This is a genomic window from Agathobaculum butyriciproducens (assembly GCA_003096535.1).
GTDB lineage: Bacteria > Bacillota > Clostridia > Oscillospirales > Butyricicoccaceae > Agathobaculum > Agathobaculum butyriciproducens.
This window is the reverse complement of record QEKJ01000031.1, coordinates 1-9,483: the sequence shown is the minus strand read 5'-3', so window position 1 is coordinate 9,483 and position 9,483 is coordinate 1. Positions and strand designations below refer to the sequence as shown.

The 9,483-nt window shown below is 51.1% G+C and carries 3 protein-coding genes; all 3 read right to left on the bottom strand.

What is annotated here, in order from left to right; genetic code table 11:
- Nucleotides 1-7,094 (bottom strand): helicase-like domain-containing protein (locus C7386_RS12675; RefSeq protein WP_165815559.1); only part of this gene is annotated, 7,094 nt, incomplete at its 3' end.
- 53 nt (nt 7,095-7,147) lie between these two features.
- Nucleotides 7,148-7,498 carry a TnpV protein gene (locus tag C7386_RS12670; protein WP_116705681.1) on the bottom strand — a complete coding sequence of 117 codons (351 nt, stop codon included), beginning with the start codon at nt 7,496-7,498 and terminating at the stop codon, nt 7,148-7,150.
- A gap of 855 nt (nt 7,499-8,353) precedes the next feature.
- A complete protein-coding gene (locus C7386_RS12665) occupies nt 8,354-8,842 on the bottom strand; it encodes an RNA polymerase sigma factor (protein WP_116705680.1) in 489 nt (162 codons plus the stop codon).
- Nucleotides 8,843-9,483: the final 641 nt, after the last annotated feature.

Sequence of the window (9,483 nt, the reverse complement as noted above, 5' to 3'; positions counted from 1 at the left end):
TCAGCGCGTTTGCCGAGTTCCTGCACCATGGCTTGCTGTGCCGCTGTCGGCTGTGCCTTTACGTTGTGGTATTCCACTTCCGGGCGCTGGAGATCGAGCATATCGGCGGTCTGAATATCTGCCGCCTGCCGCCAAAGGTTAATCAGTTCCGGCAGATTGCAGAACTTTGCAAAGCGCGTTTTTGTACGGTAGCCGGTTCCCTCCGGTGCCAGTTCCATCGCCGTCACCGTTTCGCCAAAGTTAGATGCCCAACTGTCAAAGTCAGTCATGTTGACACTTTCCAGCGTATCGTTCTGAAGATAGCGCATCATCGTGTACAGCTCGGTCATGGAATTGGAAACCGGTGTGCCGGTCGCAAAGCATACGCCATGATAATCAGTTTTCTCGTTCAGATATTCGCACTTAGCGAGCATATCTTCACTTTTCTGCGCTGCGCTTGTGCTGATACCGCCGACATTGCGCATTTTTGTAAACAAAGCGAGGTTCTTAAATTCGTCCGCTTCATCGACAAACAGCCGGTCAACGCCCAATTCCTCAAAGGTGACAACATCGTCTTTTTCCTTTGCATCCATCAGCTTTTCCAGACGGGTTTCCAGCTTCTTTTTCGAGGACTCCAGCCGCCTTACAGTGAAGTTTAAGTCCTTGTTCCGCTTTGCATCGGTCAGACTGAGTTCCAGTGTATCAAGCTGCCGCTCGATGTGCCTGCGCTCGTTTTCCGGCGAGAGCGGTATCTTCTCAAACTGCGTGTGTCCGATGATGACCGCATCATAATCGCCGGTCGCAATGCGTGCGCAGAACGCCTTGCGGTTCTCCTTGGTGAAGTCTGCTTCGGATGCAACCAGAATGTTGGCACCGGGATAAAGTTGCTGAAATTCTGTACCCCACTGCTCGGTCAGCGAGTTCGGCACGACGAACATCGGCTTGTGAGAAAGTCCGAGCCGCCGCAGCTCCATTGCCGCCGCAGCCATCGTCCATGTTTTGCCCGCACCGACACAGTGCGCAAGCAGCGCATTACCGCCGTAAAGGATACGGGCAACTGCATCTTTCTGGTGAGAATATAGCTGAATACTTGGATTGATACCGGGCAAAGTGAGGTGACTGCCGTCAAATTCGCGCGGACGGGTGGTATTAAAATGTTCGTTGTAATAACCCACAAGTCGTTCGCGGCGCGCAGGATCATCAAATACCCAGTCCTTGAACGCCTGACGAAGTGCGTCCTGTGCGTTTCTTGCCTTAATGGTTTCCTTGGTATTCGGAATACGCTTTTCCTTGCCGTCTATGATTTTTACATCACTGACCTGCACATCGCGCAGATTGAGTGACAGTTCCAGAAGTTCGTAAGCATTCACGCGGGAAGTGCCGTATTTCGTATATGCCAGCGAATGAGGGTCTTTATCTACACTCTTATTGGATACATACCAGAGCTTTGCAGCATCAGAATACGAGGTTTTAATCTTGTTCAGTGCATAGAACGGCGGATGCAGCACATCGCGGATGAAATGATCGATGTCCTCCGGCGGTATCCATGTTGTGCCGAGCTTTACATTGATGTCCGCAGCGGTCAGCGGCTCCGGCTGGACACGCTCCAGCATTTGCACATTAACAGCAAAATCCGGGTCGCTCTGTGCGGCAAGGCGTGCAATATCAAGTTTGGCGCGTACATTGCCCGAAAGATACTCGTCCGCAGGCTGCCATTCCTGTGTTTGTGGGTCGAGGAAAATCTGCTGACGCAGTGCAGTGGTAATCTGCTCCTGCGGCATACCATCAAGCAGTGCGGACATATATGCAAAGTCGATTTTGCCGCGTTCTGCCAGCGACAGTCCGAGCGCGTCCTCTGGCGTATCGGCGTGTGTTGCAACAATATGCGGACTGATTGTGCGCTTGCTGAAAATGGCGGTCTTGCCGATTACATTCTGCTCATCGTCCAGTTTTTCCAGTGCAAGCAGCAGCGGATACCCAGCATCTTTTCGAAAAGCCAGTTTATTGCCGCGCTTATGAATATTGCCGAACTCCTTTACGAATGTATCGTAGTTCTGCGTGAGGTCTGCCTGCAAAGCATGAAGTTGCTCATCGTCACAGCCGTCACGCTGGGCTTCGATCAGATTACGCACAGCATCTCGAATACCGATCATGCTGATAGCACGTTTAACAGCAGTAGCGTTCATTTCGGACGGTACAAGATTGCCGTCTGCTTCTTTGAACATTAGTTTACCGTCCTGCACAGCATAGGAGAACGGACGCAGCTCTTCCATCGGCGTGTTCGACTGGAACACATCAGCGGTTTCTGGTGCAGGCGGTTCTTGCGTGTTCGATTGGAACACATCGTCCTCAATGAGCGTGTTCGACTGGAACACATTCTCGTGACCGAGGTGAAGAACTGCTGCGGAGAGCAGATCTTCCAGTTCGACATTCGGATCGGGGACGCAGGCGGTATCCTTACCGTATTGAGTTGTGACCTCCTGCATCGTACCCAGAATCATTTCCGGGTGCTGCAAGAAATAATTGTTCAGCTCCATGCCGTCTGCATTTTTGCCGGTTTCCGTCCATGCGGGCAACTGCTCCGGCGGTGTGTCACGCTTTTGAAGGAACAGAATGTCGGTGGTAACGCTGGCTCCGGCATTTGCCTTGAATGCCGTATTGGGCAGACGAATTGCACCGAGCAGGTCGGCACGCTCTGCCATTAAGCGGCGCGCGGCAGGATTAGCCTTATCGAGTGTGCCCTTGGAGGTGACAAAGGCCACAATACCTCCCGGACGAACCTTATCCAGCGTCTTAACAAAGAAATAGTCATGAATGAGCAGGTGGTCTTTATCGTAGCGACGGTCATGCAGGCTGTAATCGCCAAACGGCACATTGCCGATGGCAACATCGAACGAGTTGTCTGCAAACTTGGTATTCTCGTAGCCGGTAATCTTAATATCGGCGTTCGGATACAGCTTGCGGGCAATGCGTCCGCTGATGCTGTCCAGCTCCACGCCGGTGAGCTGACTGTCTTTCATGCTCTCCGGCAGCAGACCGAAGAAGTTGCCGACACCCATGGACGGCTCCAGCACCTTGCCGCCCTCAAAACCCATCTGACCGAGCGCAGTATACATTGCCTTGATAATGACCGGCGAGGTGTAATGCGAGTTAAGGACAGATGCGCGTGCGGCCTTATATTCGTCCTCAGTGAGCAGACTGCGCAGCTGTTCATAACGGCGGTTGTTGGGACTGAACGCGCTTGCCATGCCGCCCCAGCCAACATACTGAGAGAGCACCTGCTGTTCCTCGGCGGTTGCCGGACGGTTTTCGGTTTCGAGCTGGTTCAGCAGGCGGATCGCAGCAATATTGCGGTCGAACTTCTCGCTGAGCGTACCGTTGCCGAGGTTGTCATCGGTAATATGGAAAGTGGGCGGATTGCGGCGCAGCGCATTGCGGTATTCCTCAAGCGAGGCTTTTTCTGCCTCCTGCACCGAGGGAAACTCTGTCCACTTGCCGTCGATCATAATGGATACCGGCTGTGCGCCGTCCGTCTGAGCAGTTTCCTGCGTGTTCGATTGGAACACATCGGGTGCCGCATTGCGTTCGTCCTGCGCCATCAGCCGCGCAAGGCTTTCTTGGCTTTCCGACCGGAAAATCGGATAAGGCTGCGCCGGGTCGCGGAGCTGTATATTGAGTTTGCCAATCTCGGTGATTTCGAACGGCTTGCCATCCAGATAAACAGTATCGCCTGCATGGTAGTCCTGCGTGTTCCAATGGAACACATTCTCCGGTTCCGGCATACTTCCTGCTGCTTCACGCAGCATAGGCATAATATCATTATAGGCTGGATACTGACTGAGGAAATCCAGCAGGCCGCCGTCACCGTCACCAATATCCTGACGCTCGGTGAACGTTCTGCCGTCCGGCAGCAACAGCGTAAACTTGGTTTTATTGTAACCGGCATACTGGTATGCTTCTTCATATCCGGCATCGAAAGCATTTTCCAATGAACCATACTTTTGCTCGATGGTTTCCCGACCGGAAACAAAATCCTCATCCGCTTTTCTCATTAAGCGGTCAAATTCTGCGATTGGATACAGTTTGCCGTCCTCAAACGCACTGCTTTCACTCCATTCACAGCGCACCATGATAGAGTTGTCGGCTGGCGTGTTCGACTGGAACACATTCTCCGTTTTCTCATTCGGGTGCAGCTCGTAATAGTGGTATTCTGCATCGGAGATCATCGCATCGAAATAGAGGCTCGCAAAATGATCGTTGAGTTCATGCAGACTATCGAACGAAACGCTGTGAACCGTTTCACCATCTACGGCGTAATTGATGCAATAAGTGTTCAGATCGGCGCTGACCTGTATTTCATGCTCATCGTCTTCCGTTGTGCTGTATGCCAGACCAACATCAGAAAGGTCGGAGAAGTCAGCCATTGTATCAAATTCCTCGATACAGTAATCGTTGATCAACTGCTTTGCGGTTTTGAGATCGCTGTCCTCGGCAGTATGCGCTTCGGCGCTCTGTACCGCTTCAGTCAATGTGTTCCCATCGAACACATCATTGTCTGGGTCAGACGCGGCCAGTTCTGCGCGTTCTGCCGGAGAATTGCCCTCGAACACATCACGCTCCGGCGGCGTGTTCCTTTGGAACACATTCTCCTGCGTCTGCTCGGTAAGGAACTCCGGTACATCGGCAAAGCCGATGCTGTCCACATAGTGCGCGGTATCCTGTCCATTCCGGTGCAGCACCACAATATCCGAAACCGACAGGCTGTGACCGGTGAAGTCGGCAGGATGGTTGATATTGAACTGAACATAAATGCTGTCCAATGTGGTATCCGGGGTGAGCGGTGCGGAATATTTCAGCTCGTAGTTGCTGCGGTTTATCGTCATGCCGCCCGCATGAATCCCGTCGTAAGAAGTAAACAGCAGTTTTGCATTGGCTGGATCAGCCGTAAGCTGGTAGATCTCATAGCGGTCGCTGTCCGGTTCTTCCGGCGTGTTCGATTGGAACACATTCTTCGTAGGAACAGACACAGCTTCTCTGGTGTTGAGAGATCGTTCGATCTGGGCGATACTGTTAAGGACTTCGGCGTTCTGCCAGCCTGCCACCTTAGTATAATCCTGAATAATGGTGTCCTTGCCGTCTACGCACTGCACAAAATCCAGACTGCCCGGAAGATCTTCGGTATTCATTGCTCCCAGCGCTTTTCTCTGGTTGTTCGGGAGTTTATGGTAAGCGTTCAGAGCATCTTCAAGAGAATGAAATTTCTTGATGTCCAGAGCGCCGCGTTTCTGAATATCCTCGGCAACATAGAAATGGGCAATGAACTGCTTAGGCTGTGTCGGCTCAGCACTCCGCGTGTTCGATTGGAACACATTCGCCTGTGTTTCGGCAGAAGTATCGCGGAATGCTCGCAAGCCGTCTGCACCGAATTCAGTTTCGTAAGCGTTTATAGCATCTTCTGCTTCATGGTCGATGGAACGCATAGTATAGACATGGCGTTCGGTGCTTTTACCTTTGGTGGCGGCAATCGTTACATCATGCTTGTCGCGCAGCTTCTCCACATACCGCTCCAAGCTGTGCGCCGGGATGCCGCACATCTCTACACGACCAGTACCGGGAAGTTCGCGCGTGGTAAGGTTCAGTTCCAGCAGAGCCGCAGCCTGTTTTGCATCCTCACCAAACATTTCAAAGAAATCGCCTACTTGAAACAGTACGATACTGTCTGCGTAAGACGCATTCAGTTTAATGGAATTATAGTCGTTCGGTGTGTCAACCGGCGCTTGCTGCTTTTGTGTGTTCGATTGGAACACATCATTTTGCGAAACGCTCTCAACATCAGATATTACCTGCTGAATAAATGGATTACTATTCAGTTTTTCCGGTTCGACTACTTCACCATTAACAATGCCGTTCCTTGCAAGCGCTTCGCGCACCTCTGCCGGGTTAATATCAGGGAAATCATCGTCCTCCACAATATCCATTTGCGGTTCGGAAGCGTCCAATGCAGCAAGGCGCTCCACTTCATAACGCTGCTGTTCCTCCGGTGTCAGATAGCGGTTCTGACGAATGAGCGTACCAATCTGGTGATCGACTTGGCTCCACGACAGTGTTACCTTATCGTAGACACCATCGGCATCACTGCGTTCAAAGGCAATGCCCTTATGATCATGATTTTCGCTGTAACCGCCATAAGCGCGACCGCCCGTACCATATTCATTTTTCAGAAATTCGATGCGTTCTTTCTGTGTATGGTTTTCTGCATAAAACTCAGAAATGCGCTTTTTGCCGCGCTCTATGCCGCTGCCGCTGCGCAGCATTTCGTCGATCTCGTCCTGCGTGATAAAGGTTGCACGCGCCGGTTCAAAGCCGTCTGCGGCAGCATAGAGCGCTGTCATGCGCTCAGTACGCTGCAAACGTTCTGCCGCATCTTCGGAACGCTGCACATTGAAGCGAAAGCGGCAAAGATCACTGTTTCGCTGCACAGCGCGTGCGTAGTCCGTCATTTCACCGGTCAGTACGGCGCGCTGTGCAGGGTCGCTCAGTGCTGCGGTCAGCTTCTCAACAGCCGGAGGGAAAACATCGTTAGCAAATTCCTTTGTCTGCGCAAAAAAGCCTTGCTCCCGCGCTTCTTCGCTCATATCGTGATAGGTGTGCCAGATTTCCGATGCAAGTTCACGATATTCGTTCGGCTTGGCATCTGTAAGTTCAGTCGCTGTCGCATACCGGCCGTTTTTCAGCAGCGTGGAGATACGATTAGCTGCATCTTCATAAGTCAGTACAGCAGCGCGCGGCGTGCGGGTATCGTGACCGCGTGCAATACGCAGACCGTTGCCGTCAAACCAGAGGGAATGGTCAATGTTATGGACGCGCACGCCCGCACCGCCTATGCGGTATTCTCGCCGCAGGAATGTAGCAGCGTCCGCAGGTTGGACATTTGGCTGCATGAAAAAAGCCGCGATACGCTCGCGGCTATGGGTGCTGTTGCCGCCCGCGGTCAGCATACGATTGATTACATCGTCTGACACATCAGGCGTGTTCCAATCGAACACATCAGAAGCAGGTGCGGCAGGCTGTGTGTTCGGCTCGAACACATTGCCGCCATCGTCCGTCAGCGACATCTGCTCAAAAGCAACAGCAGCAGGCTTTTCCGGCTCTGCTGCTGTTTGGCTGTTTAATAAATGAAGGTTTCCTCGATGATCTGCGTCACTTCGTGCTGAATGTTGCCCATCAGACCGATCCACTGCATCGGGTCGCGTTCTTTCAGTTCCTCTGTCACGCCATGATGCTTCGCTTTCTGTGCTACCAGCGACTCGAATTTGTCCATCGCGCGGCGATCCAGCTTGTTCAGATAGTGGTTCAGCTCGCAATTCCGAAGCAATTCCATCAGTTCCTCCGGCAGGTACTGCTTCATGTACCTCAGACGCGCTGCTCCCCATTCGCCGTACTCCGGCTTTACCAGATCGGGGTGCATCTTGCCGTCCGGCCCCTCGTGGTAATACACTTTCTTCGACAGTTTTGCCATCTATAACAGCTCCTTCCTTTGTCGGTTCAGATACTCTTTCAGTACCTTTATTATACAACATAGAAGGCTGTTCTGCAATACGCTTTCGCGTTGTAAATCGAAAAAGTTTACAACCGTCCAAGTTCTTCATCGACTGCTCAATCGAGCGTAATGCCGTTTCAGACGCTTCCTGCGTAATCTGTCCGACAAGCGCAAGCTCGTTAGGAGAGAGGTTTCCGGTGGGAATATCCGAGATGTACTGCGACGGTTCAAAGCCACAGCGCTGCAAGACGCTATAAGCAGTGGACTTTACTGCGATGCGGATTAAATCGGTGTTATCGGTGTACTCGCTGGCTTTCTTATCAGCAAGGCACTGGGCGGACAGATACAGGTTAATAGGGAAATCAAAATCGGTCTGCATATTCTCGCCCAATGCGGCAGAGATACCGTCCAGAACTGTATCGTATGCATCGTTCCGCATCTGCCAGATATACGGCGGTGCGACGGACGGGTCGCGCGGTGAAGTATCCGAAATATCGAACAGATACTTGATGCGCGGCTGACCGCTGCTGTTATCAACGATACCGATACCGTTTGAGCCGCGATTGACGCGGCGGTGCAGGCGTTCGTTCCACAGCGGCAGCTCGGCACAGGCCGTTGCATCCGGTCGCTGTGACCAGATCAATACCTGTGATTTGAAATCATACTTGTACAGTCGTGCTGCTGTGTCGAGAAAGCTCGTCCATTTCTCCGGGGATGCAGCAAATTCCGCAAGCGTCTGGTGATAAAGCTCATCAAGCTGCTGCGGTGTGAATTTTGGCATAGTGTTCACTCCTCATTTCAGAAAATAAAAAAAGTGTTCCAATGGAACACATATCAAACGGCGTCGCGCAGGGCGGCTTCTAAGCGGCGAATATGCCGCCAGATTGTCATGCGGTAGGTTTTTTCGTCATGCGCAATTTCGGCTACGGTTTTACCCTTGATGAAATATGCAATAAAGCAGCGGCGCTGTACAGCTGTCAGCTTGCCGCTGTGCAGCAGGCGCGCAGCTACACGAAAAGCAAAGCGAAGCTGTTCTTTTCGCAGCAGGCTTTCCAACGGCCCCAGTTCCGAGGATGCGATATGCTTCGTAGCTGTTTCAAATGTACGATCAGAAAGATAATTTTCTGCGCGTTTATCCGATAGATAGAAAGTGTGTAACAGTTCATCCGAAAGCTCTTTGATAATACGAAAATCTTCGGCGCTATGCTCCGGGTGGGCGCGCAGATATTCTGCCATTGTGATTTCCTTGGTCGTGCCATCTTCAAAGCAATAAATAATGCTGGTGCTATCTTTGTTGGCGTTCCATTCCTCTTTGCTTAACATATGTAAATTCGATACCTCCTACACAGCGGCAAGGGATTTTGGGTACAAAAAAAGAGCGTCGGAAAAAACCGATGCTCTTAAAAGTAGCTTCCTGCTATAAAGTTTTCTTAGGCTTTCGCCCAGTTTATATTGTAGCACAGATGGAGCGCACAAAACGCACAAATTACTTTTTCTTCGCTTTTTCTCACCCAAACTGAGTATGATATAAGAAGTATTATTATGAGAGTCTAAATGGAAGATGTTTAATTATTTTGTACCATTTTGCATAATACCATTTGTGCAGTACGCCTAATTTGCAAGGTGCCTGTTTTATACCCGCCCCATGAAAAAAGGTATATGGTAGGTAAAATTAAAAAATCCGGTCGAAAAACGACCGGAGATGCAAGAAACAGCTTGTAAGAAAGCCGGAAATCCAGATTAAGAAAAGAAAAAAGCAAGGGCAATAGCCGTAGCTCCGAATGTTGGAGTTACGGCTGATTATGCCTTTACTGGTTCGCTGACGGATTGTTCAGATTGTTTCGCTTCCTCAGCTTTGCGGCGCTTTTTGATTTCTTCTTTTTGTTTAAGCCAGATTTCCTCCCACAGAGGGATTATATCGGACTGTTGCGGCTGTGCATCGTCTTTTGCCTGCTGCTGTATCA

Coding starts and splice junctions, on each gene's coding strand:
- C7386_RS12670 (WP_116705681.1), bottom strand. CDS start 7,498: ATGGCAAAACTGTCGAAGAAAGTGTATTACCACGAGGGGCCGGACGGC.
- C7386_RS12665 (WP_116705680.1), bottom strand. CDS start 8,842: ATGTTAAGCAAAGAGGAATGGAACGCCAACAAAGATAGCACCAGCATT.